Origin of the sequence: Streptomyces sp. NRRL S-920, assembly GCF_000717945.1 — a bacterium.
Lineage (GTDB): Bacteria > Actinomycetota > Actinomycetes > Streptomycetales > Streptomycetaceae > Streptomyces > Streptomyces alboniger.
Genome location: NZ_JODF01000004.1, coordinates 21,783 through 48,144 on the forward strand (window position 1 = coordinate 21,783; position 26,362 = coordinate 48,144).

The 26,362-nt window shown below is 68.5% G+C and carries 14 protein-coding genes; 12 read left to right on the top strand and 2 right to left on the bottom strand.

Annotation, left to right across the window (positions count from 1 at the left end; genetic code table 11):
* Positions 1–30: 30 nt before the first annotated feature.
* From IG54_RS37655 to IG54_RS0104710, 12 genes are all read left to right on the top strand, one after another.
* A complete protein-coding gene (locus tag IG54_RS37655) occupies positions 31–16,374 on the top strand; it encodes a hypothetical protein (protein ID WP_037896376.1) in 16,344 nt (5,447 codons plus the stop codon).
* A gap of 11 nt (positions 16,375–16,385) precedes the next feature.
* Positions 16,386–16,640, top strand: a complete 255-nt coding sequence (locus IG54_RS0104660) for a hypothetical protein (protein ID WP_030777620.1) — start codon at positions 16,386–16,388, stop codon at positions 16,638–16,640.
* A gap of 3 nt (positions 16,641–16,643) precedes the next feature.
* Positions 16,644–17,198, top strand: a complete 555-nt coding sequence (locus IG54_RS0104665) for a hypothetical protein (protein ID WP_030777623.1) — start codon at positions 16,644–16,646, stop codon at positions 17,196–17,198.
* On the top strand, positions 17,195–17,434 hold the full coding sequence (locus tag IG54_RS0104670) for a hypothetical protein (protein ID WP_158708820.1): 240 nt from the start codon (positions 17,195–17,197) through the stop codon (positions 17,432–17,434). Before IG54_RS0104665 ends, IG54_RS0104670 begins: the two co-directional genes overlap by 4 nt.
* A 195-nt stretch (positions 17,435–17,629) precedes the next feature.
* Entirely contained in the window at positions 17,630–18,235 is a 606-nt protein-coding gene (locus IG54_RS0104675; RefSeq protein WP_030777627.1) for a hypothetical protein, read from the top strand.
* Positions 18,236–18,246: 11 nt separating this feature from the next.
* The gene (locus IG54_RS0104680; protein ID WP_030777629.1) at positions 18,247–18,459 is read left to right on the top strand and encodes a hypothetical protein; all 213 of its coding nucleotides are present in this window, start codon (positions 18,247–18,249) and stop codon (positions 18,457–18,459) included.
* A 74-nt stretch (positions 18,460–18,533) separates the two neighbouring features.
* Positions 18,534–20,447, top strand: coding sequence for a 2'-5' RNA ligase family protein (locus tag IG54_RS0104685; protein ID WP_030777631.1), 1,914 nt, complete (start codon positions 18,534–18,536; stop codon positions 20,445–20,447).
* A 250-nt stretch (positions 20,448–20,697) separates the two neighbouring features.
* Complete coding sequence (locus IG54_RS0104690) at positions 20,698–22,014, top strand: phage major capsid protein (RefSeq protein WP_234335971.1); 1,317 nt, start codon at positions 20,698–20,700, stop codon at positions 22,012–22,014.
* A gap of 667 nt (positions 22,015–22,681) precedes the next feature.
* The gene (locus tag IG54_RS0104695; protein WP_158708821.1) at positions 22,682–23,206 is read left to right on the top strand and encodes a hypothetical protein; all 525 of its coding nucleotides are present in this window, start codon (positions 22,682–22,684) and stop codon (positions 23,204–23,206) included.
* A gap of 75 nt (positions 23,207–23,281) precedes the next feature.
* Positions 23,282–23,557 carry a hypothetical protein gene (locus IG54_RS0104700; RefSeq protein ID WP_030777638.1) on the top strand — a complete coding sequence of 92 codons (276 nt, stop codon included), beginning with the start codon at positions 23,282–23,284 and terminating at the stop codon, positions 23,555–23,557.
* Positions 23,554–24,801 (top strand): hypothetical protein, encoded by a 1,248-nt coding sequence (locus tag IG54_RS0104705; protein WP_234335973.1) that lies wholly within the window; start codon positions 23,554–23,556, stop codon positions 24,799–24,801. The genes IG54_RS0104700 and IG54_RS0104705 overlap by 4 nt, the downstream gene beginning before the upstream one ends.
* 105 nt (positions 24,802–24,906) lie before the next feature.
* On the top strand, positions 24,907–25,383 hold the full coding sequence (locus IG54_RS0104710; RefSeq protein ID WP_030777642.1) for an IPT/TIG domain-containing protein: 477 nt from the start codon (positions 24,907–24,909) through the stop codon (positions 25,381–25,383).
* Between the two features lie 45 nt (positions 25,384–25,428).
* Here IG54_RS0104710 and IG54_RS0104715 read toward each other — a convergent pair whose 3' ends face one another.
* The gene (locus tag IG54_RS0104715) at positions 25,429–25,761 is read right to left on the bottom strand and encodes a hypothetical protein (RefSeq protein WP_158708822.1); all 333 of its coding nucleotides are present in this window, start codon (positions 25,759–25,761) and stop codon (positions 25,429–25,431) included.
* Between the two features lie 134 nt (positions 25,762–25,895).
* A complete protein-coding gene (locus tag IG54_RS0104720; protein WP_030777645.1) occupies positions 25,896–26,183 on the bottom strand; it encodes a hypothetical protein in 288 nt (95 codons plus the stop codon).
* Positions 26,184–26,362: the final 179 nt, after the last annotated feature.

Below are 26,362 nucleotides of genomic sequence, written 5' to 3' on the forward strand. Positions count from 1 at the left end.
CTAACCCCTCGCGGTCTGCATGGTCCGCCCATGCTGAATCGCACCTCCTCGGCCGACCTGAGTCGCACCCTTGAGGCCAAGTCCGTACGACGGCCGTGGAACTCTGCCCTGCACCCCAGGGACAGCAAGGGCAGGTTCATCGAGACCGGCGGTGTCGCCCGGTTGTGGTCGGGCACGCTCGCCCGCGTCGTTCGTGCCCTGCCCCGTGACCGTGTCCTCGTGCAGGATCGCGCGCCCGACGGCACATACACAGGGCGCCGCCACAGCACCAGCGCCCGCTGGATCACCATGGTGGCGCGCCCCGACGGCAGCGCCCCCACCGCGAATCAGCAGAAGGTCGAGGCCGAGGACGCCCGCCGCGAGGCCGATGACCGGCGCGGCCTGGGCCTGTCCCGCGACGACAAGGGTGACCCGGACACCCCAGACGAACCGCACGGCGTCGATGACGAGGGCAACGACATCGGCGACGACGACGGTGATGCGCCGGAAGACGACGACCAGGACGAGCCTGAGGACGGGCACCACGACGTCGACACCGAGGCCCTGCCGAACCGCAGGGCCCACAGCGGCGCCCGGTTCGAGGACACCGCAGCGGTACGACGCCACTTCCTGAACCTCGCGCAGCAGCCCGATGCCAACGCGCCGGCACTGCGGCGCCTGGCCGGAGATGAGGATCTACAGATCACACCGTCTGGCGGCCTCGTCACCACCCGCGACGACGCCACCGGCCGCTGGTACCTCACCTCCACCGGCACCGGCGGGTACCTCGACGTCGGTGACTTCTCCACCCGCGCAGAAGCCGAAGCAGCCGCCGAGTACATCAACGAGCACGTCCGCAACGGCCACATCATGCCGGGCGAGTTCAACGAGCCGATCGACTTCTCCGACCCGAAGATCGCCGACAAGTTCCCGTCCTGGCGCTCCACCAAGGGCGAAGACGCCGAACAGGCCATCCGGCGGGCAGTCAGGGACTTCCACGCCAGTCACCAGGGCAGCAACTCTCCGAAGGCTCCGGCGTCCAAGAAGCCGCGTGCTCAGGCCCGCGGCCGGTTCACGACGCTCCAGCAGGCCCGCACCAACTGGACCGAACGAGCCGAGGCCCTGCGCGCGACCGGCTCCGAGCAGGATCAACGCACTGCGCGCGACCTTGACACCCTCGCGAAGGAGCAGCGCCTCAAGCTCGTCGGCGACGGCCAGTTCGTCACCCGCCGGGAGGAAGGCGACTGGTACCTGCATGCCACCGGCACCGGCCAGCGGATGCCGTGGTGGTTCGACCGGCAGAGCGATGCCAAGGATTTCGCCGAGCACGTCATCGGCATTCTGAAGGACAAGGACGGCAACGCCCTCGACTTCTCCGACCCCAACTTTGCGGACGACCGCCGCTCTTGGCGTTCTGCGAAGGGCCGCGACTACGACCAGGAGTGGACGGCCGCTCGCGCCCTGTGGGACCAGCAGCACCCGCCGAAGCACAGCATCGCCACGGAACGCCTTGCCGAAACGCTGCGCCGCCGCCCCTTCGGCGACAACGAGGACCAGGACCCGAAGGCGAAGACGCCCACGGAGCCGACTCCAGAGGCCGAGAACTCCGATGAACCCGACATCCCGGAGTATGCGCGGGCGCAGAGCGGCGGGACGGAGGGGACCCCGCCGGGTGGCCAACCGGAACCGGCTCCCGACCCTGCTGTGGCCTCCCAGCAGGACGAGGCACCTGAGCCCGAGGCCGATGGTCGGCCGACTGGCGTACCCAAGGATGCCGAGCCCGTCGACGGCGTGCCCGGGTACTGGGCCACCTCCTGGAACCCGGGTCCGGTCACCGTGTACGCCCCGGACGGCACACAAATCGCCTCCGTTGCCGGCGGCTACAGCGACCGCCACGCCACAATCGACGGCGTCTACGTGCCCATCGGCAGTCATGCGAACATCGCTGACCAGATCATCGCCCGCCACCACCTGGCCACCACCAACCCGGACCAGGCTGACCACGTCCACCTGGCGTGGACCACCCACAAGGGCAAGCGCATCCTCGCCGTGCGCGGCACCATCAAGAACGACGCTCGCGACGACCGGGCCGTGGGCGCCGCGGGCAAGCTGGCCTGGTCCCCGATCCAGAAGGCCCGTGTCACCGGCACCCAGTGGAAGCGGGAGACCCGCGACCGTAAGGCCGCCGACATCCTCGCCGCGTTCATCCAGCAGGGCCGCAACGTCCACGTCACCGACGAGGGCCGCAACAGCGCCAGCACTCCGGATACGACCCAGCTCGACGAGGACGCAAAGATGCTCCGGGCGATGGACGATGAGGTCCTTCGCGGGAAGCGCGACAACCTTGAGATCCACGTACAGATCGCCAAGACTCCGGCCCGCAAGCAGCGAGCACGCGCCGCCCTCCAGAAGGTCGAAGCAGAACTCGAACGCCGCCGCTTCGCACAGGACGAGAACACCGCCGATAAGCCCGAAGCCCCCACGGCGAGCACGCAAGAGCGCGCGGCCGCGCTGAGCGACACAGATCTCGCCGAGGCCATCCGCCGCTCCGAGCGGGACCGCGGGACCTACGGCCCCCGCCGGGGCGACCGGCTTAATGAGGACGAGCAGGCCCTGTACGCCGACCGGCGTCGCCGTACCGCCGAACGCCTCAACCAGGGCCGGGACCCGCAGAACTTGAGCAAGGAAGACCTTGCCGCGCGCATCAAGGAGTTGGAGGCCCAGGAGCGGGCCCACAAACCGTCTGGGGCGATACACGAGGAGGAGTACCTTGCCCCCGAGCGGGACCTGTGGAACCAGGTAACCGAGCGACTGGCAGAAGCCGAGACCGAGCAGCAGACCCGCCGTCTCCGCGCCATCCAGGAGCGTCCGCCGGTCCAGGATCTCGACGACGACGCCCTGGAGAAGGAGTTCCTGAAGCTGCCCATCCGTCTGCGACGGCTGGGTGCGGAGCAGAACGAAATCCTGTCCGCCCGCAGGCACGCGGTGTCCGAAGAGCGGCAGAACCGCAAAGCGGCTGTCTACCGCAACGGCCCCGATCCGGCCGGGCTCGACGACGACGATCTGAACAAGGCGTTCAAGGACCTCTACAAGAAGCGGAACCTCACCAGCGGCCGGGAGAAGGAAGCTCTACAGGAGCGTCTGAAGGCTCTCTTCGAGGAGCAAAACCGTCGCGGCGCCGAGGGCCGCGAGCAGACGGTCAACCGTGCAGAGACCCCAGAGAACCCACTCATCAGCCCGTACAACATCGACGTCCAGGTCGACGGCAACAGCTACGGCAAGGTCAGCTACCACGAGCACGACTCGCCGCACGAGGGCGGCCATAAGGCCGGGTGGAACGCGCAGCGAGAACGCCACGGCGGCATCATCGGGGCCTTCCCGAGCATGACCGAGGCCCTGGCCGCGGTCGTCGACAGCTACGACACCGACCCGGCGACCGAGGCCGTGCGCCTGTACGGCTCCGTGCGCCGCGTGTGGGTGCCGAAGATGTTCTACGAGCTGTACCGCGCCTCGCGCCGAGCCGACTCCTTCCCGTCGGCGAGCAAGGAACGCCAGACCCTCTACGACCTGTTTGCCGGCCGCGGCTACGGCGACTGGTCGGCCAGTAGCAACCCGATCACGGGGAAGGTCAGCAAGGGCGCGAACATCGATGTGCCGGAGGGCTTGCTCTCCGAGTTTCAACGGGTCACCGAGGAACTGTCCCGCAAGATGATGCTGCGGGCCAGCGACCGGGAGCTGGACTCGTCGGAGCGGTCGAAGGCCCGCACGCGGCTGGCCTCCATCAACGCTGCGCTGCACGGCATCGACGCGCAGCGCACCGCAGTACGCAAGGATGGCGGGGACGACGACCGCAAGGTCATCTCCCGCGAGGAGATCGAGGCGCAGCAGGCAGCCCTGCGCGCGGCTCTGGGAACGGACGAAGGGGCTGATGGTGAGCATCTACAGCCAGACAGCCAGGGACCACTGGGCGAAGTACCGTCCGCGGGAGCTGGCGGCGATGGACGACGCGCAGACGTTCTTCCTGAACAAGGGCAGGGAGATCGAGACGGCGATTCTGGCGGCCGAGGAGGCGCTGGAGGAGACCGTGCCTCCGGCGGAGGAGTACGAGGCGAGGGCAGGTCAGATCAAGCAGATCAGAGCGGACGCGACCGCGATGGTTCTGCGGGATCTGCTGCCGGAGCCGGAGCCGGAGGTCGAGGAGGCGCCGACGCTGAGTCCGGAGATGCGGGACCTGATGGCGATGCAGGACGCGGTGTACGACATGTAGCACGCCGCTTCCGGCCGAACCCGGCTGACGCGGCTACCAAGGGCCCCCTCCAGCGTGCCGCCGCGAACGTCGAGGCGATCCGGGTACTGAAGCGGCTGGAGAAGGAGAACCGCCCGGCCACCGAGCGGGAGAAGGTCACCCTCGCCCGTTGGACCGGGTGGGGGTCGGTTCCGATCATGTTCGCGTCGGAGCCGAACGAGAAGGAGCCGCGCTACCAGCAGGGCGGCGCCCGGTTCGGTAAGTTCGCGCAGGACCACGCCCGTTGGGCGGAGTACCGCGACCTGCGCATCATGCTCTCCGATGAGCTGACGCCTCTGGAATGGCAGCAGGCCCGGCGCGGCACCCTTTCGATGCACTACACGCCGCAGCCCGTCGCGGAGGCGATGTGGGACGGCCTGAAGGCGTTCGGGTTCGAGCATGGTGACGTCCTTGAGGCGGGGTCCGGCGCTGGAACGTTCTTCGGGGTCGCTCCGGAGGAGGCCCGCCTCACCGGCATTGAGCTGGACCCGACCACGGCGCGGATCGCGAAGGCGATCTACCCGGACGCCAACGTCCTCAACGAGAACTTCGCGGAGACCGACGCCGAGCCCGGCACCTTTGATGCCTCGATCGGTAACGTCCCGTTTGCGTCGGTGCCGTTCGGCGACAAGCGATACCCCGCGGAGTCCCTGCACAACGGGTTCATCACCAAGGAACTCGCGCTGACCCGGCCGGGCGGCATCACCCTGCTCATCACCTCCCGGCACACCCTCGACTCCAAGGGCGACAAGGCCCGCAAGCAGATCGCCAAGTACGGCGACCTGATCGGCGCCGTGCGCCTGCCGAGCGGGGTCTTCAACGACGCCGGCACCAGCGTCGTCACGGACGTTCTGGTGCTGCGGCGCCGTGCCGACGGCGACGAGCCCGGTGACACGTCGTGGCTCAACGCTCCGGAGCGCAAGGTCGGTGGTACCTGGGAGCACGTCAACGCGTACTTCACCCAGCACCCGGAGCACGTTCTCGGCGAGCTGACGACCGAGTCGTCCCCGTACGGGCCGCGCCTGACCGTCAAGGGCGACCCGGTCAAGGCCGCCGACCAGCTCCGTGCCGCGCTCAAGGGCATCGCGGCCAAGGCGACGGCTGACGGCCGCGGCTATGCGCCGCACCCCGACGGCGACAACCGGCCGCCTGTGCTGTTGCAGACCGCTCGGGAGAAGCACGCCAACGACTGGACCGGCCGCCTCTACGAGGGCGACGACGGCAAGCTCTACCAGCACGTCAACGGCGGCAACCCCGTCGCAGTCGAGCCGTCCGACGGCCGCGGCGACCAGCTCCGCGCCCTCATGCAGCTGAGGGATGTGGCCGCCGAACTGCGGGCCCTGGACCGCAAGCAGGCGGAAGACGAGCGTGCCGAGAAGCTGCGCGCCCAGCTCCGTGACCTGCACACCTCGTACGTCGAGCAGTACGGGCCCCTGTCCAAGCCGGGCCAGTTCCGCAGCATGAAGACCGGCACCCGCGGGGACGGCACGGAGGAGCGCACGCCGACCGCGTGGGGCTACTTCCGCTCGGACCCGGACGCCGGTTCGGTCCTTGCTCTGGAGCGGTGGGACGCGGACAAGCAGGAACCCATCCTCAGCCGCGTCTTCGAGGAGCGCGCCGCCGCGCGCCGACAGCCGCTCGACCGGACCGATGACCCGAAGACGGCGCTGTCCGCCGTCGTTGCGGCGACCGGCCTGGTGGACATCGGCGAGATCGCCCGTCTGCTGGACATGACCCCGGCGGACGCCGTCCGGGCGCTGGGCAGCGAGGTCTTCACCGACCCGCGAACTGGCCGCCTTGATATGGCCGGTGCCTATCTGTCCGGCCCCGTCCGCGACAAGCTCGAAGCCGCGCGCCGTGCCGCCGAGAAGGACCCGGCGTTCGCCGTCAACGTCGCCGCGCTCGAAGCAGTGCAGCCGGTCGACCGCACCATCGGTGAGTTCACCCCGGAGATGGGCGCGCACTGGACGCCGCCCGAGCTGTTGCAGGGGTTCCTGCGCGAGTACCTGGGCGACAAGACGCTGCGCGTCGCCCATGACGACCGCTACGGCTGGATGCTCTACACCGGCCAGGTTCCCAAGGCCAACAACGTCCTGCACGGCGTCGCAGCCGACGAGGAAAAGGGGACCAAGGGCAAGACCGCGGTCGAGATCGCCCGCTCCATCCTCGGCCACGGCTCACTGACGATCTACCGCGACGACAAGCGCCGAGACGTCGACGAAGAAACGTCCCGCCTGGTCCGGCAGAAGGCCGACCAGATGCGGTCGGAGTACGCGAAGTACGCGACGGCCAACGCCGACCGGCTCACGCGGCTGACCGACTCCTACAACAAGATCATGAACGGGCACGTCGTCCGTTCGTACGACGGCATGAGCCCGTCCCTGGACGGCTTCACCCCGGACCGTACTCCGCATCCCTGGCAGCTCAGCGGCGCGGCCCGGATGCAGTTCGAGCGGAGCGTGATCCTCGCTCACGAGGTGGGGCTGGGCAAGACGTCCACGCTCGTCATGGGCACGCAGGCCCTCAAGGCGTCCCGGCAGATCGAGAAGCCGTACGCCGTCGTCCCCGACCACCTCGCGCAGCAGTGGTACGACGAGGCCCGGTTCCTGTACCCCAACGCCGAGATTCACCTGATCACCAGCGGTGACCTGGCCGAGGGGCGGCGGGACAGCACGCTGGAGTGGCTGCGCGCCAACAAGCCGGACTTGGTGATCTTCACCGAGCCCGCTTTCGGCTCGATCAAGATGTCGCCGGAGGCGCAGGAGGAGTACGAGTTCCGGGAGCTGGAGGCTCTGCGGGAACAGCTCGACCGGCAGTACGAGGACGCGGATAACCCGGATCACCCGTTCATCGTCGCCAAGATCGAGCAGCGCATTGCGACGGTTCAGAACAAGATCAGCAAGAACGCGGCGCCGATGCGCACGCCCGGCCAGACGTACTGGGACGACCTCGGATTCGACTACGCCGTCATCGACGAGGCCCACCGGTACAAGGGCGTGGGCTTCCGCTCCCGTGAGGGCGGCGGTGACCCCGCGTCTATCCGCGGCATCGACCTGCACCAAAAGCTGTCCGACCTGCACCGCCGCCGCGGTGGCCGTGCCACGGTCACCCTGGCCACCGGCACCCCTTTGTCGAACTCGATCACCGAGCAGTTCACGATGCTCGCCCTGGCCGCCCCGTGGGTCCTGGACTCCTACAAGGCCGGTGCCCCGGACCTGTGGGCCGCGACCTTCGGCCGTAAGACGCTCCGCGTCGAGAACGCGCCGGACGGCTCCGGCCTGCGCATCGTCGAGCGGTTCGCCGAGTTCCACAACCGCCGTGCCATGAAGACGATGTGGGGTCTGGTCGCCGACACCAAGCGTGCCGATGACGTCGGCATTCCCCGTCCGAAGGTCAAGGGCGGCGGCCCCAACCTGGTCATGGTCGATCCGACCAAGGACCAGACGGCCCGGCTGAAGAAGCTCGTCGCCCGCGGGCGCGCCATCCACAACGGGGACGTCGACCGGTCCCAGGACAACATGCTCGCCGTCGCAGGCGAGGGCACGTCCGTCGCACTGGACCCGCGGCTCGTCGACGCCAAGGCCCCGGCGGGCAACAAGCTGCGCGCCGTCGCCGCCAGGCACATCGAGCGCTACCACCAGCACAAGGACCGCGTCTACAAGACGCACTACTCGCGCGACGGTACCGCCCCGGACCACCCCACCCCCGGCGCCCTTCAGATGATCTTCCTAAACGAGGGCGTGCCGGGCGGCAACAACCGCGGCAGCTTCGACGCCTACGCCGAACTCAAGCAGCTCATGGTCGCGGGCGGCATCCCGGCCGAGAAGATCGCATTCGTCCAGGACCACAAGAAGACGGGCAAGCCCGAGGAACTGGCCGAGCTGTTCCGTAAGGCTCGCGACGGCGAGATAGCCGTCCTCATCGGTTCCAGCAGCGTCGCCGGCACCGGCATGAACACCCAGAACCGCATGGTGTCGCTGACCCACGTCGACCTCGACTGGGGCGCCGCACAGATGGAGCAGCGCAACGGACGCATCCTGCGCTACGGCAACCAGAACCCCGAAGTCGAGATCGACATCTTCGCCACCAAGGGCAGCCTCGACGGCTGGAAGGCGGGCTTCGTCGCCTACAAGGCCGAGGGCCTGGTCGACATCCAGCGCCCGGAGATGGCCGACAGCGACACCCGCGACACCGTCACAGAACTCGACATCGACTACCCCGACTACGAGACGATGGAAGCCGAGATCGGCGGCAACCCCTACATGAGCCAGCTCATGAAGGCCCGCCGTCTCCTGCGTGACCTGGAGATCGACCAGCACAACGAGGCAGCCGAACGCGTCCGCCGCCAAGAGGCCCTGGCCGACCTTCAGCAGGAACTCGCCGCCACCCGCGACGGCATCGCCCGCCGCGAGGAGTCCCTGCCCCGCATCCGTGACGTCCGCGGCTCCTTCGCCATGAGCCTCGGCGGGCTGCCGTACACAGAGCGCACCGACGCCGCGGCGGCCCTGCACCGGCAGGTCACCACCCACCTCCTGGAACACGACCGCGACGGCATGAGCCCCTGGAAGATCCTGGGGCAGTTCGGCGGGCTGGACATCGGTGTGCGTACTGAGAAGCGCCCGGACGGAAAGCTCCTCGCGCACGTCGGCTTCCCCGACCTGGCCCGCTCCGACTTCGAGCGGGGCCCGGACGACCTGAAGAAGAGGGGCGCCGGGTCGGGCATGATCACCCGGCTCACCAACGCGCTGGAGAAGGCACCCGCGCTTCAGCAGGCCGACCGTGCCCGGCTTCCCGAACTCGACGAGCAGATGGCGCTCTTGCAGTCGGCTCAGGCCGCCGCCGACTTCACCCCGCAGATCGAGCACGCGCGAGCACGCGCGAACCTCCTGGACGACGTTGTCGGGCGGATCGCTGACCTCGACAAGCTGCCGGAGATCGACGAAGACGAACTCGACAAGAAGCTGACCAAGGCGCAGCGGCGAGCAGTCATTAATGAGCGACGCGAGGCCCGCGTTCCTCTCCAGGGTGCCGTAGATGCCGCGGTCCGCATGCTCGACGACTTCGACCGCAAGTTCCCTCAGCCCGAGCGGGCCGAGAGCCCGGAGGCGCCGGAGGAGCGCGCGCCGAAGCAGGACCCTGTGCGTCTTTCCGCCGAGGAGGTCTCCCAGACGCTCACCCGGCTGCGTCCCGAAGAGGACGGCATCAACGAGACCACCGGCCAGCCGGACACTGCCGCGGGGTCGGGAGATGGCGGTGAAAGCGGCAGCCCTCCGGCGCCCGCGTCCGGCGGCGAGGACTCGGAGGAAAACACCGGGCAGCCGCACCCCGTCCCCGGCGACGATGTGCAGCAGCCGGACCGCGCGGCCGACGAAGTCGACGACACCGCGGACGAGGACTCGGCCGACACCGGTAACACGGTCACCCTTGACCCTGACGAGGTCGCCCAGCAGCTCGACGCCATCCGCCCCGCAGGCGACAAGGCGCCCACGAGCATGACCAATCAGGAGATCGCCGACGAGATTGTGGCCCTGATGGAGCGGGAGATGGCGGACGGAGAGCTGACCGGCGCCGACCGCACCCGCATGGTCGTGCTGGAGGCAGAGAAGGACCGCCGCGCCGGGCGTACGCCGAAGCCGGAGCCGAAGAAGCCGGTGCCCACCGAGCCGGAGGGGGGCCTCTTCGACGTCGACACACCGCAGCCGCAGGGCCCCGTCGCCGCTGCCGATCCGAACAACCCGCTCGACCGGCCAGATGATGCGTTCGGCACTCCGGACATGTTCGCTGTCCACGAGGGACGCGACACCAGCCGCCTTCGCCCCGCCCAGATGCTCAGGCCCGAAGAGCTGACGGAAGGCGACCGGTACACCGACGCGGAAGGCCGCACCCACACGGTCGCTGAACCCCCCAAGCGCACCGGCCGGGGCCGCATCCGCATCGTCACCAGCGACGGCGCGGAGCGGTTCTACACCCCTGACTCCGAACTCCGGCTTCGCTACCCGGACGAAGAGGTCATTGACGACCGCGATGAGCAGCCGGTGCCGGGCCCGCGCGACACCGAGACGGCAGACGTCGGCGAAAGCCCCATCCCCGCGTCTCCCCGCAGCGACGGCACCACCCACGACGAGGCCCCGGAGTCCGAAGTCCAGGGCGACGAGCAGCCGGAGGGTGAGGGTGAGCAGCTCCAGGACGGCGAGGACTCGGACGATGACGAGCGGTCGTCAGAGGGCTCGAACGATGAGCAGCGTCGTCGTGACCGGGGTACGGATGCAGACGCCGCCGGGGCGGACAGCGTGCCGGAATTGGGCGGTGGTGCCCCCAAGCCGCCGGGCACCAACAGCGACAGCGGCGCGCAAGGCGAGGACCGGGACGCAGCGGGGGGCCGTGCGCGCCGACGCCGTGAAGAGCGCGGTCACAGCCGTGGTCCAGGCGGGCCGGGCGGCCCCCGCGCGCCTCGCCCGGACCTGCCGCACCAGCCCCGCACCCCCGCCGACAGCAGCGGCGGAAACGGCGACCGCGCCGCCAACGACAGCGAGGCGCCCGACCACACGACGCCCCGCACAGTGGCCGACCTCCGCACCACGTGGCGGCGTGAAGACAGGCTGACCGGCGAGGAGAACACCCCCGAGCGGCGGGCATTCCTGGCCCGCCTCGCCGCGAACCCCACCCTCACCCTGTCGTCTGGAGGCGGGCTGGTTACGTGGACCGACGACACCGCCACCGACGGCATGAGGCGCTGGCAGTTCGCTCAAGCCCGCAACGGCGGCCGCTTCGGCAACATCACGCTCATCGCCGCCAACCCGGGTGATGCCCGCGAGTTGGCCGATCTGTTCGAGCTGACCCCCGGCGCTGACGGGCAGCCGGTCGACTGGCAGCAGCCGCTCACCCCGGAAACCATCACCCAGTGGCGCGACCGTGAAGGGCGCACGCTGCCCGAGGCTCTGCGCGCCATGCGCGACCTGTTCCAGGGCGGCGACGAGCCGGAGACCAGTGCCCCGGGTCGAGCACCCATCGCGCTCCCGGAGGACCTGACCGACCTGGACGACGATGACCTCGCCGCTGCCTGGGGTCAGGGCCTCTCCGAGACGGACCAGATGCGTGTGGCCGCCGAGATGGATCGACGCGATGCCGCGGACCGGCGAGTACGGGACGTCATCCCCTCGACGCCGGCAGCAGACGCCGAGGAAGTCCGGCGCCGCGGGGAGGCCATGGACACCGCACTGGGCTTCGGAACCACCAATGTCCCGCGGCGCCCGCAGACCCGCGAGGAACGCTTGCAGGGGGAGTTCCAGGAAGTCGACGAAGCCCGGTATGCCGCGGCGGTCGACGCCACCAACGGCTACTTCTTCAGCAGGACAAGTAAGCGTCTCCCGCCGGTCAGCGAGCGCGATCTGTTCTCCGGCGGCAACCTGTCCCGGTTCGGCCGGTGGCGGGAGTACGCCAGCGAGGAACTGATCGAGTGGTTCGACAACAACGGCGGACGCCTCACCTACAACCAGTGGAAGCAAAAGCGCCGAGCCAACGACAAGATCGACCGCGAGCAGTACGAGGAGGAGCAGCGCCGCGCCGCAGCCACCACTGATGCGGCCACCCTCGGGACGGCCAGCATCCCCCCGGTGAACATCGACGACATCGACCTGCCCTCGTTCACCCTGGTCCCGGAGCCTGAGGAGGACGCGAACCGCCGATTCGGGGGCGCCGACCAGGTGCGCGCCTTGGCCGAACGCGCCGAACTCCACCCCTTCGCTGACTCCGGCTCATTCGACGTCTGGATGGACGGCCGCCGGATCGGCACGGTGCGCAACGTGCACCGTTCCTCTCCGGATCGGGCGCCGATGTGGGATGCCAGGCCGCTTCTGACGATCAGCCACGACCACAACAGCCGCTCCGCCACCCGGGACCTGGCTGTTGCCAACCTGGTGGTCCGAGCTGAGCGGAATCCCGCCGACGCTACGGCCCCCAACGAGGACACCTGGGATGCGGTGAAGGCGCACCTCGCGGGCCGTCACCCGGAACTGCCGGAACTCCCCACCAAGCTGAGCAACGACCCAGCCGTCCAGGAGCGGTACGACCAGCTCGTCCACCTCGTCGAGTCCTTCCGCGCCCAGCAGTCACCGAGCGGCAACCTTGCTCAGGACCTGACGCGCGCCCGCGACGAGTTCGAATGGCTGCGTGCCACCCTGGCCGCCCGAGGCACACGACAGGACCGCGATGTCCTCAAGGACCTTGAGCGCCGTTCCTTCTTCGCGGAGCACCTTCGTGCCGGGTTCCTCCCAGACGGTGAGCGTGACTCCACGGGCGTCCCTGGGGCCGAGCCGGACGGGTCAACTCCTTCGGTGCGAGCCACCGACCCCGCGGCGGAGAAGCCGTCCGCTGCGGGCAATGCCGCGGACGAGATGGCGGCCCCGGCGAACATGCCCGGCCCGGCGAGTAACACGCCGAACGCCCAGGGAGGGCGCCGCAACACCACCCCGGACACCGCGCGTGCCCCCGCAACCAACCGGGACGATCCTTCGGTGCCCGCGAACACCCCTGCGGCGGCTCCGAACGCTCCGGACACGGGTCCGGCGCGCGAGCCCCGACCTGTACCTGAGCCCGTACGGACGCCCGACAGCACCGAAGAAAGCGTGGCCGCGCCCGAATCCCTGCCGGAGCCGGAGCCCATCGGCGGACAGCCCGCGCACTGGTCCAGTGTCGACCAGCTCCAGCCCGGCGACATGGCGCGCATCGACGGCACGACCCACCGCGGCCGCGCCGTAACCCGCGCCGGGTACGTCCTCGATACCCCTGAGCGCGTCACCGTGACCCGCCGGGGCCGCACCGAGGAGATGTGGCGTACGACGATCGGCGAGAGCCCCGACGGCCGGACGGGCAACCGCGGCACCGTCTACACCCCGCTCCATGCCAGCGCCGCCCGTGTCGAAGCACCGGAAAGCAGCGTTCCCGGAGCCCCGGCAACCGGCGCCCAGGGGGACGTCCTGAACGGTGACCTGCCCGACACCATCGCCACCGACACCCGTGACCGCGGGCTGTTCCCCGGCAGCCACGTCACCGGCAGCGGCGACCGCGAAGGCACGGTCACGGGCGTCACCGACACCACCGTGTCCGTGCGTTGGAGCGACGGCGACACCGACAACGGCGTCGCCCCGACCTCCCTCACGATCACCGGCACCGATGACCGGCGTCCCGCAGGCTGGACTTCTACCGGACAGCGAGTCCGCCCCGGTCACATCGTCTCCGACGACAACGGTGCGCTCCTTGGCCCGGTCGACGAGACCAACGGCGACCGCATCACGGTCACCACCGCCGAGGGCACCATCACCCGGGACGCCGCAGACCTGCGTGTCGTCGGCGAAGTCCGGGACACCACACCCGACACCGCCCCCATCACAGGCATCAGCGAGCCGACCGCCGACGAGATCAGCAAGGGCGACGTCGTCGTGCTTGACCTCGACGGTGCTCCGACCACCGTGGAGATCCAGGACACCAACCGCGACGGTGACCGGGTCACCCTCGACTACGTAGACACCACCACAGGTGAACTCGGCACCATCGACATGGACGCCACAGCCGTCGTCTACAGGGCTGAAGGCCCAAACGGTTCCGCACCGGACCTCGGCGCAGACGACGCACCGATCGCCGACAACGAACTCACCGTGCACGAGCCGCTGCCCACGCTCGACCCCGTCACCGAACCCACAATCGACCCCGACCTCACCCCGGCCGACCGCGACGCCATCGCCGACACCGGCACCAGCCCCGAGGATGACCCCGCAGCCCAGCAGGCCGCCGCCCGACTCGGGGCCGACCTGCCCGTCACGCCCGAGCAGGCCGCCGCACTCGCGGCCCAGCTCCGAGCGAACGCAGACCCGGCCACCCCAGAGGGCCGGGCCGCGCTGCGCGCCGCCGACCACCTCGACCGAACCGCCGGCAGAACCGCGCCGGAAGGACTGGACCGCCCCCGTCCGTCCAACGCTGCGCAGATCACCGAAGGCGACATCATCGCCATGCCCGACGAACGCCACGGCGATGAGATCCACGTCTACCGGGTCATCGACGTAGCGGAAGGACCCGGCGGGGTCCGCAGCCTCCTTCTGGAGGACGAGAACCGGCAGTGGAAGCGGCGCATCGTCCACACCGCCATGCCCGTGTGGCAGCTCCCCGAGCCCGCCACGGACACCACCGACAACGACAACGCCCAAGGCCCGGCATCCACTGCGACCCCGCGCGACCCCAATCCGCCGATCGCCGCGGTGCGGCGCCAGATCGTCGATGACCACAGCCGCACGGTGGCCATGCGCATCATCGACGAAGCCGTTGCAGGGACCAAGCCGCCCGGCGACATCCACGCCCTGCGCGAGCAGATCGCGCAGCGCCTGACCCCCGAGGCCCTGCAAGGCGCCCGCAACACCGCTCGCCAGGACGCAAGCGCCGCCCTCGACGCAGCGGGCATTACTGGCCGTGAGCGTGCCGCCGTGCAGCAGGCTCTGCGCCGGGCCCGTGCGAAGGCTCACGAGCGCACCGTCCGGGCTGCGCTGCGCACGGTCAACGACCTCGAACCCCTGCCCGGTGAGTCGAACGAGGACCTGGCGCAACGCGCGGCTGACCTACTGCGGTTGATCCCGGAGCCGGTCGCGGCTCCGTCACCCTCGCGCCGCCGTGACGTCCCGGACGAGGGCGGCTCCCCCGACGCCGCCACCCACGTCGACGACGCCGTCACTGCACTCCTGCGGCAGCTCGAAGAAGCCGGGGCCGACCCGGGCGACGCTGAGACGCTGTCCCGGCTTCTGGCGGCGTACCTCGACGCAACTCGGCACAACGCCGCCCGGCGTATCACCCGACGCGCAGCTGCCTCCCCGGGCACCGCCCCACGTCCCGGCTTCCTCGCGAACGTGATCGATCTGCTCTCGCGTATTGCTCGTCGTCTCATTGAGCTGGTGAAGGCCGCCGCTCGCAAGATCGCCGAATTGTGGCGTGAGAACCGTGACCGGATCTCCGGCCTGAAGCGGTTCCTGCACCGGTTGGTGGCTCGGGTACGCAACTGGCCGGAGTCCCGCCGGCTGGCGCGGCTGAACGCCGCCCTGGACCTTCCGGACGTGGACGGGGAATCGCTGGCCGCACGGGTCTCGCAGTGGGCGGGCCTGCTGCCCGAACGCGGCCGGTTCGCGCTGGCGCGTCGTCGTGTCTCCTGGTGGCGGCCGACGACATGGGCGCAGCTCGCTGCTGGCAGGCTCCCCGGACGAGTCGGTGAAACCCGGTGGGTGCCAGATCGCGCCTCCGACGGTGGCCCCGGCACTACCGCGCTGCGGCACCTGGCCGCGCTGCGAGCGGCGGGCGCAGACGTCGACCGTGACGTGGCGCGTCGCCTGGCCGATGCGCTCGGCGACGACTTCGGTGGCGACCCGCACGGCGCCCTGCGGGACGCGGACGAGTACGTGGCCGACACGGAGCGGCGTCTGCTCAACCTCCAGGCTGCTCGTGGCAGCACCGTCCTGGACTTGGGCATTGACGTGGAGATTGCTGCCGCCCGCCGGGAAGCTGCGGCTGCCCGCCGCGCGTGGGCGGACCTTCGGACGCGGTACGCCGCCGCGGTGCCGGATGCTGTCGCCGCAGCCTTGGCCGACGTTCGTGACCTCGGCTCTCAGGGAAGTGCGGGCATCGTGTTCGGCCCGGACACCACCCCTGACGCCGAGCGGGCCGTACGCAACGTGCAGCGCCTCATACCCAGGGACTGGCTGGCCACGCCGGAAGGGCTCACCGCGGTCACCGGTGATGCTGGCCGGTACGAGCCCGGGGCAAGCCGCGCCACGGTCGCCGACCTTGGTGACGCGGGAGTAGGCACGGCTGCCCACGCCTTGGCCCAGCACCTCGCCACGCACCTGCCGGACCTTGACGCCGCACAGCGCGCCTTCTGGTTCACCCGCACCCACACCGGCCGCCCCGGCGCCCGCACGCTCGACCTCACCGCTCTGGGACGTCTCCTGGCGCAGCAGCAGACACAGACCGACACGGGTGACAGCCTGGCGCGCTCCTTGCAGGCGATGTTCACCGGCGACTGGTATCTGGACGACGACATGCGCTCGTTCCTCCTCGGCCTGCTCGCCACCCGATGAAGGAGAAGAGGATGCCACACACCGTCACTGGCCGGTTCGACGACGGTTCCGCCTACCAGGTGCAGGTCACTGGGGATACGGACCGGCCGGTGATCGGCTCCGCCCGCGCGGCCGCGCTCGTCGAGCTGCACGTCGACGAGTCGATCTTGCTGACACCGACAGGTCCGCTGCGCGTGGTAGCCGGGGACGCCGAAGAAACCGTACTCGCAGTCCTGAGTCGCTACACCAACGTCATCCCGATGGGGCAAGGAACAACTAGGCTGTGAGGAGTGGATGACCGTCTGGAAGGGGGTGTGATGGGACAGCAGGAACCCGCGTCTCGCCTGAAGCGGGCCGAGAAGGCCAGGTGGATAGAAGTCGAATTGAGCCCAGGCTACGCATCCCTCCTCGACCTGACACTGCCCGATGGCCAGAGCTATCTGAGCAAGCGACTCAGCGTCACCGCACCGGAGCCGATTGCTGGGCTTTGGGACCTCCTCTATGACCATGCAGAGGCTGATGCCCGGGCACGTTTCAAGACGGCTGCTGAGGAACTGCGGTACGCAGCGACCTTGGCCGAACGGCGCGCCGCTGTTTCGGAGTTCCTTGCGGCCCTCGCTCAACTCATCATCTGTTTGCTGCGCTTCCTGGTCCGTGTGCTGCTGGTAGTGCTGTCCCGGCTACTCGGCCGAGAGACAGTCGACGAGACATTCACGTGGATGCCAGACCCGATCGATACAGCGCCCCAGATAACGCCTAGAGGCCCCAACCTTCCCTTCCCCGTGGCGAGTCACTGGGGCGGGTACCACCGCAGCACGCTGGGGAGCGTTCTACTGGCTGCATGAGTAACCCGCCGACCAAGCAAGGTCGGAAGGCACAGATCATGTTCTCCCTGATCGACACGGCTCCCTGGGGGGCTGTTTTCGCTGTCATCGTGCTCACCATCCTGCTCTTCGGAGCGCGCTTCCTCATCCGCGAGGTATGGCCGCAGAACAGCGCACACCGCAAGGCACTTCTTCAGGAGTGGCAGAAGGAAAGAGCCCGCCGCAGGCGCGAGCTGGACGGCGAGCAGCAGGAGTAACACAGGACGCCGAAGACGCCGGCAACAATCAACTGCGGCACTGGGCCTGGGCGCGCCCGCTCGGTGAGGGGAGGGGGCGCGCCGACCGCTGGCACCTATACCCCACGGTTTGGGTGACCGCGAGAGCTTGATGTGCACAGGAAGAATGGTCAGTGCAGCGAGACACAAGCGGCTTCTCGCCGACATGCTCCGCTGGTGACCAGATACGGATTCGCCATCAAGGCACTCCCGAAAGGCGGCAAGCCTTTCGAAGACGACGACGAAGATCAGGACCAGGACGCGGCAGACATAACCAGCTCCGGCGCCCCTCCGATTCCTAAGAAGCCGAACGAGGCTCCGGAGTCCGACGCAGAGGAGGACGCCTCGGGCGATACGGCCGACGACGCGATGACCACACCGGGCCCCGCGGGTGAGGAGACTCCCGCCGATGGCGCCGCGCCCCCGGAAGACGAGACAGCCGCCGGCGCGGTACCCGGCTCAGAAGACGACGCCCGTCCATGGTCCGGCGACATGTACGACGAGGGCGACGAGACCGAGCCAGCCGACGCGTTCGCCGCCTACAACGGCGGGGACGGGGAAGAGGCGTGGCTCGACCAGGCCCCGGACGGCACACTGACGGGGTGGGTCCGCGATGCCACTGGTCAGGTGTGGCGATACACGGACCCGGACGTCTGGGCCATCGACGTTGATGACGCCCAGATGACCCGCACCCACAGCCAGGGCAGCAGCGGCGGCGCCGACGGGACAATGGACGCTGAACGCGGCGGGCAAGATCCGCTGTTCCCGCCGAAACAGAATTAGGAGCCAGACCGGTGGAGCTGAACCGCCAGAGATACCTGGCGCTCCTCAACGAGGGCAAAACAGCGTTCGGGCAGGGGGACCCCTCCGACGCCTGCCCCTACGACCAGTACAGCGCCGACCAGGAGCAGCAGTTCGGCGCCCGCTACTGGACCAAGGGATGGATGGCGGCGCGCACGGCTGCCGAAGCCAGGAACCCCCAGGCAGAGATCAGCACGGGACAGTAGAGGGGCGAGCACGGCACGGTCCGCGGCGGCCAACTGTCCACCGCCGGAGGTTCCTCGCCGTGCCACCCGCCCCCATGTCCCGAGCCCCTGTATCCCGTAAGGGCATATGCCGGGCGATCTTCGCTGTCACGGGCGTTGTTGACGAAGTCGCGGACCTGATCGTCCCCGGCGCGTTCGCCCACACCCTTGCGACCAGACCCGTCAAGACCGTGTGGCACCACGAGTGGAAGCAGCCCATCGGTGTCGTTCTGGAGATCGCCGAGTGGCAACCCGGCGACCCCCGGTTCGCCGACATCCCGAACTGGCCCGCAGGGGCCGGGGCCCTCGTCGCGACCATCCAGTTCAACCTGCGCACGTCCCAGGGCCGCGACGTATATGAGCAGGTACGGCAGTGGCACGAGCACGGCGAAGCCCAGTTCTCCATCGGCTACCGCGTCCCTCCCGGCGATGCCACAAGGCGCGCCGACGGCGTCCGCGTGATCCACAAGCTGGACTTGTACGAGGTCTCCCCAGTCCTCCACGGCGCACATCCCATGACGAGGTCCTTGGAAGTCAAGGCCGACTCGGTCGAGCTGGAGCACAAGACCACGGCATCCAGCGGCCACATCGACGTCAAGGCCGCCGAACAGCAGGCGGGCCGCGGCGTCATGGTCGCGCTGTATCTCCCCGCCAGCATCGCTGCAAGGGTCGCCCACCGCGACGGCACCGCCGCACGCGATCTGCACATCACCCTGGCCTACCTCGGCGAGACCGATCAGCTCCCTGGCCAGCCCGACGACCTTGCCGGCATCGTCGCCGCGGCCCTCAACGGCGCCGACCCGCTCGCCGGGGCGATCGGAGGCATCGGTCGCTTCCCCGACGCAGGAGAAGGCGAGCCGGTGTTTGTCCCTGTCGACGTGCCCGGCCTCAGTGAACTCCGCACACGAGTCATCAACGCACTCGCTCTGTCCCCCCTTGCCGGGGCCCTGCGCACCGACCATGGGTTCACCCCGCACGTGACCCTCGGTTATGCGCTACCGACCGACACCCCGGTCGTGCCGCCGCTCCCCGTCGCCTTCGACACCGTGCATGTCGTGCGCGGCCCAGACGCCACCCCAATCCGCCTCACCGGCCAGGCCGTCGGCGACATACCCATCCAGGAGACCGGGGTGCAGCCGGGCGCGGACATCGAGCCGCGGGCCAGTCTCGAAGCGAAGACCGCCCGAGCCGCCGTCCTCGAAGCCAAGGCGGCAGGCAGCGTCTACCGGCCCAGCCACGCCGCCGAGCGCGACAGCGCCCGCGCCACCGTCCTCGAAGCCAAGTCCCGCATCACCACAGGAGCCACCGTGCCGCCGATCCAGCCGCTGCCCGCATCGTACGAGGAGATCCGCGACCGGCTCGGCGTCGCCGTCCGCCGCCTCCTGGCCACGGAAGAGAGCACCTGGACGTGCATCGAAGCCACCTACCCCGACCGCGTCATCGTCTCCGTCCACCAGGACGGCAACGACCCGGTCAACTACGCCGTGCACTACGACTCCACCGGCCCCGAGATGTCCCTTGGCACACCCCAGCCCGTCGAGCTGACCACCGTGGTCATCCCCGATCAGGGGCCTGCACGTACCGCCGACAGCGGCGAAACCGCCGACAGTCGAATCGTGCGACCGACCGTGCGCGCCCTCGCGGACGCCACCACCCGCGTTCAGGCTGCTGACAGCGCACAGCAGCTTGAACCCGTGCGCGCCACCGTCGGGGAACTCCTCGCCGCGCTCTCCTCCAAGGGCTTGGACATCAGCCCCAGCGACGAGGACGGCCAGCAGGCGCCCACCCCTGCACCCTCCCCGATGGCCGGCAACGGCATCGACCTGTGGGACGACGACCCCTACGACGAGCCCCACGACTCCAGTCCCGCCCTCACCGACGAACCGAGCGACGACGAGGACGAAGACGAGGACACCGTGCGCCTGGACGCCGAGGAGGTGAAAGCCCAACTCGCCGCGATCCAGGGGTGACGCCCGCGACTTAGCTCCGTCTCCACCCTCGCGCGCCGACTGGCCGCCCCCTGCGGCCACTACCCCGTCCAGAACAACAAAACAGCAGGTCAGAGCCCACGTGCTGCCTTCCTCCATCACCTGAGGAATGGCAGCACGCGACGTTAACCACCCCCGCTCTCTCAAATGCCCCGCGTTGTCGGGTCGTCCCGGTGCTGGCCGGGCGAGCGACGCACGTCAACCGCACCCCAGCACGTAGAGAGAGCACACCGTGAGCACCCCCGTCATAGCGGAGAACAAGGGACTGGTCCGGAGCCTCAAGGCCCAGCTCGCCGAAAAGTCCGCCGAAGCCGAGCGGATCTCGCAGACGTTCAAGGTCGAGGACAACGGCGGCTTCGTCGTCTCCACCGAGCAGGCCAACGCCTTCAAGAAGGTGTCCGCCCAGGCGATGGAACTCAAGCAGCTCATCGCAGACGCCGAGGGCATGAGCGAGGTCAAGCAGTACCTCGCCGGACCCGACTCCGTTTCCGCCGCTGGCCAGCACTACGGCCAGAAGCCGCAGGGCGCCATGGAAGGCAAGAGCCTCGGTGACCTGTTCGTCGAAAGCGACGCCTACAAGAACGCCGCCCAGGCCGGATTCCGCGACCGCCCGTACGTCCGCGCGGAGATGGAGGGCAAGTCCATCTTCAGCCTGTCCGCAGGCACCGTCACCCATCAGACCCTCGGCTCCGCGCAGAATCTCGGTATCGCCGAGCGCGAGTACCGGAAGTTCCACATCCGCGACCTGTTCCCCAAGAGCAGCACCAAGCAAGCTGTGCTCTACGGTGCGCGTGAAACCGGCTGGACGAACAACGCCAAGCAGGTGAAGGAACGTTACGGCGCCGACGGCACCAGCCCGGCGACTGGTGCGGAAACCGACACCTGGGGGCGGGCGCCCCGCTCGAAGCTGTCCCTTGTGCCCGTGATGTACCCGGTCAGCGAAATCGCACATTTGATCGATTCGCACAAGAATATCTTGTCGGACGAACCCCGCCTTAAGACCTTCATTAACTCGCGAATGATTGAGGGTGTGAAGTATCAGGAGGACTGGGACCTCCTGCACTCCGTCGGGGACGGCCAGTCCCTCACCGGCATCTTCAACACCCCCGGAGTCCAGCAGTACCAGGGACTCAACACCGACCAGTACAGCGTCCAGATCCGACGCAGCATCACCAAGGCCCTGCTCGCCGAATACGACCCGACCGGAATCGTGCTGAGCCCGACCATGTGGGAGCACGTCGAGGTCGAGGAGGACAAGACCGGAGCGTTCCGTGTCGCCCTCCAGATCGCCGTCGGCGCAACCAAGCGTGTCTGGCGCCTGGACGTCGTCGAGACGACCGCGATGGCCGACGACAACTTCCTCATCGGCGCCTTCGGCCTCGGCGCCCAGCTCCACGACCGGGAGTCCGTCTCCGTAACCGTCAGTTCGGAGAACGCCGACAATTTCGAGAAGGGCCTGATCACGTTCCGAGCGGACGAAAGGGTCGCTTTGGAAGTGCCCCGTCCTGAGTCGTTTGTCATAGGCACTTGGACCCAGCCCGCGGCTTAAAAGGTGAGGCAATAGCACCTCAAGTGAGGGTGGTCCCGGCCTGCCGGAGCCACCCTCACTTTCTGATCAGCCCTTGAGAAGCGTTATTGACATTTTATTGCCACTCAGGCGAGGGTGATCTAGCGTTAACGCATTAATCTAAGGCGACTGCTGCAATCGGGAGGTCTCGCGTGGGCGGGTCCGCAAAAGCCTTTCTAATCAACAAGCGCAGAACGAGTCCGAGAAGTGCAAGGCCCCCGGGTGCTCGGACAGACGCATCGGACGCCTTGACTGGTGCAACGTGCATTATCAGCGTATGCGTCGTAATGGCGACCTCGAACCGCGAAAGTCGGGCCCGAAGCGCAAGCACCCCATGCTTCCCTGTGCCCGGTGCGGGCTCTCATTTAAGGCGAGTGGCGGGCAAGTCGCGACGCAGCAAGCTGGACGGCCGGTGTACTGCTCGCGGGACTGCCAGAAGGCCGCCAACCTTGTTGAACTCAAGTGCGCCGCTTGCAATGGGAAAGTGGTGCGCCGCCGGGCGGACGTGCGAGGGACGAGAGTCTTCTGCAACGCCGAGTGCCGAGGGCGGGCATCCAAGCCTAAGACCGGAGCCGCAAACGCGTGCGAAGAGTGTGGCAACGATTACTACGTCATCAAGGCTCTTGCTTCTACGAGTCGGTATTGCTCGGTGGATTGCAAGAAAGCCGCGACTCAATCCCGCAAGGTGACCCGGGACTGCGAATTCTGCGGCGTCTCCTACACGCGCTCGCTCTCCCAAGCTGGTCGGTTCTGTTCCCAAACCTGTCACATCGCGTACCGGACGGGCAACGGAAAGGGCTACCTCAACGAGGACGGTTACCGCGTCATCTCGCAGGGGGGCGGCAAGTCAGCGAAGGGTGAGCACCGCTTGATGATCGAGCAGATTCTCGGTCGCCCACTGCTGCCCACCGAAACCGTGCATCACGTCAACGGTGTGCGACACGACAACCGGACCGCCGGGCCGCTCATCATGGACGAGCGGGGGCGGCTTCGCTCCGGGAATCTCGAACTCTGGTCGCACTCCCACCCTCGGGGTCAGGAAGTTGGCCCCAAGCTCGACCACGCGCGCGGCCTGCTCGCCCTGTACGGGACACCGGAGGAGCGGCAACAGTTCGCGGCCTACGCACACGTCGTAGCTGGTGAAGCCGAAGACCGTGAAGCGCAGGGCCGCTGAACAGGGGGCGACGTAAGACCGGGGCGGACCATACGGTCCGTCCCGCTTCTGTACGCACTGACTTGGAGTTTGCCGGTGACCGAGAAGGAACTCTGCAAGCTGGCTGCCGACTTGGAGGCGCTTACCCGGGCGCCGGGCGCACGCAAGGGGCCGCCGTGCAGCGTCGGCGTGGTCCTCGCGTCCGTCGACAAGGACACCGCAGTGATGCTGAGCCACACACTCGACACCCGCACGATCACATCGACGGCCATCGCCAACATCCTCAACCAGCACGGCCGACAGATCACCGCCTACACCGTGGCGCGTCACCGCCGCCGTGGTGAAGCCAACGGATGCCGGTGTGCGCGATGAGCCTCACGAACGACCTGGAGGCACTGCTCCAGCCCGCCCCCAACGGGCAGTCGAAGCCGAGTGAGGTGCTGCGGGCCCCGGCGCCTGCGCCGCGCGGCTGGGAGGCTGGAGTCCGATATGAGCCGGGCGGCACCATGGTCGTCACCGCACCGGCCGCCGAGCAGCCCCCTAACAGTGAAGCGGACTGGCGCGCCCGCGTCGAAGAACTCGGACTGGCCGTTCCCGACGGCTGGAGAGTTCGCCTCGTCGAAGCTCGCCATGATCCGGCTGCCTGGCACCGCTTCGCCCAAGGCGAGGACGCGGTCACCCGACCGGTCTGGCGCTGCCGTTACGTCGTCGAACCGGCAGCCCCTGCCTGGCTCTCCGCAGGCGACGTCGACGCCCTGGTCCGCGACGCGATGCGCCGCCGCCGCAAGCCTCGCGCTGCCGCCGAGGCCGCAGAGCGCGCGCTGATCGTCGTGTACGCCGACGCGCAGGCCGGCAAGGTCGGCCGTGACGGTGGAACGCCGGAACTGGTCGGACGCGTCGCGGAGCGCTTCGACAAGCTCGACGATCACGTACGGGATCTGAAGGCCATCGGCCAAGGTCCCACAGCCGCGTACTGGCTGGACGCCGGCGACTGCGTAGAGAACTACGAGAACACTGGGCAGCGGGCGTACACCAACGACTTGTCGCTCACGGAGATGATCCGCGTCCACCGCAGGATCACCTTCGAGGGTCTGGATCGTCTCGCCGGGCGCTTCGGGCGCGTCGTCGCGGCAACGTGCGGCTCGAACCACGGCAGGGTCCGCCGCGGCCGCGAAGCGGTTGGCCCGCCCAACGACGACTGGGGCATCGAGGTGATGTCGCAGATCGCCGACGCGTACGCCCGGAACGTGGACGCGTATGGTCACGTCTCCTTCGTCCTCCCGGAGAAGTGGCGAGAGGCGATAAGCCTCGATGTCGCCGGGACCACGGTGGGCCTGGCGCACGGGCATCAGTACCCGCGGCCGGAGAAGGCCGGGGACTGGTGGCGGGCGCAGAGCTTCGGCCGCCAGGCCATCGCCGACGCCGCCATCTTGATCACGGGCCATTACCACACCTTCCGTGCCCAGCAGCTCGGGAACGGACGCCTTCACCTCCAAGCCCCCACACTCGATAACGGCAGCGACTGGTACACCGCTCGCAGCGGCGAAGTCTCGTCCTCAGGGCTGCTCGTTCTCAGCGTCGGTCGGGACGGCTGGGATCATCTCCGGCTGCTTTAGACACTCAAGATCGTTCTTGCCCAATTGGGCAAACCCTCGGAACGCGACCCAAGCACCTGTCCACCCTCATCCTCCATCGCAATCCCGCATCGGAGGAGGAACACCATGGGCCTGTATCGCCAGGACGGCACCCGCATCACGAAGGCAGCGTTCCCCGCAGCCGCACTCACAGATCCGCCCGTCAGGGTCAGCGAAGACGTCTACATATCCGAGCCGTACGGGCGCGGCGATGGACAGCCCGAGGGCTCCAAGCGCTTCCTGCTCTACCAGGCCGGGACGATCGTCCTACGCTCCGCCATCGACCGCCTGTTCACCACGGCGAGCGTCGCCAGCATCAGCCCGGCCAAGGGCCCGGCCGGAGGCAACACCATCGTCACGATCAAGGGCGCCAACCTTGACGGCGTCTCCGCCGTCACCTTCGGCGGCGCCGCTGGAGCCGACCTTCACGTCCGCTCAGCCACCGAGCTGACCGTGAAGACGCCGCCCGGTGCAGCCGGAGCCGTGGCCGTCGAACTCACCGACGACAGCGGTGTTGTCACTAAGGCCAACGGTTTCACCTACGAGGCCCCGGCCGCAGGCTGACCCGACCGGCAGGGGCCCGCACGAAGGCCAGCCCCCTTGACGTGATCATGTGCAGCCAACTTTCAGATTAGCGAGGCCCGTGCGGCCCGCCTGGCCGACCGGGGCGTTGTTGTCCCATTCCTCAGCCAGTTCCATCCAGCGCGTCATCCGATGTGCTGTGTGGGACAGACGACGCAGAAAGGCGTGCCCTTCTTCGATGTCCTGGACGTCAAAGAAAGGGCCGTCTTCCTCTTCCGAGAACCGGAGGAATGGCCTGCCGGGGGACCCGTCGGGCATTGAGCCAGCCATAAGGTCGACGTCGAAGCCGAAGGATTCCAGTGAGTCGTTGTCCATGATGCCGAGGCCACCGTTGGGTCCGTAGTGGAGCACCTTGGCCAAGTCCCTTTCGTCAAACCCATAGTGGGACGAGGGGTCTTTCCTCATTGAGCACCAGTCGGGGCAAGTGAAGCGGAACCCTGGTTCGACGCCATGCCAGAGGATCTGGTCAGCAGCAATCGCCTTAGCCAACCCCTTCACGCTGCTGTCCGTTGCACGTCGTGGGCCTCCTCGGCGCATGCCATGAGCACCTCGAACGCCTCGCCGTTTAGCGAGCCTTGCATTGCTTTCAACGTGACCTGGGCCAGTCGCTCATCCGCATCGTCCACTGTCGGCAGGTCGAGCCGGCGTCCTAGTTCCAGCGCCCTGAGGAACCCCTCGCTCGACAGTTGCTCGTGCAGGGCGAACAACAGCCGGGCTGCTGTGCCCAGCCCCGCTGGCCAGTTACTACGGGGGCCATACTCCTCAAGGAGCAGGAGGACCACTTCGCGTGGGTACCGGCCGGGGCGGGAGCAGACGTTGTTGGGCATGGTGTACCGGAATAGCCGCTGGAAGCCCCTCCGTCCGGATGCCACGGCGGCACCGGCTACCTGGGAGGGACGACCTCACTCTGTTGGCGGACTGTTGCCGTCTCCGATGGTCGACCTTCGAGCCGGGCCGCGTA

What these genes read in the sequence shown, in the direction of transcription:
- IG54_RS0104705 (WP_234335973.1), top strand. Translation starts at nt 23,554, where the DNA reads ATGAGCCTCACGAACGACCTGGAGGCACTGCTCCAGCCCGCCCCCAAC.
- IG54_RS0104685 (WP_030777631.1), top strand. Translation starts at nt 18,534, where the DNA reads ATGTCCCGAGCCCCTGTATCCCGTAAGGGCATATGCCGGGCGATCTTC.
- IG54_RS37655 (WP_037896376.1), top strand. Translation starts at nt 31, where the DNA reads ATGCTGAATCGCACCTCCTCGGCCGACCTGAGTCGCACCCTTGAGGCC.
- IG54_RS0104660 (WP_030777620.1), top strand. Translation starts at nt 16,386, where the DNA reads ATGCCACACACCGTCACTGGCCGGTTCGACGACGGTTCCGCCTACCAG.
- IG54_RS0104670 (WP_158708820.1), top strand. Translation starts at nt 17,195, where the DNA reads ATGAGTAACCCGCCGACCAAGCAAGGTCGGAAGGCACAGATCATGTTC.
- IG54_RS0104710 (WP_030777642.1), top strand. Translation starts at nt 24,907, where the DNA reads ATGGGCCTGTATCGCCAGGACGGCACCCGCATCACGAAGGCAGCGTTC.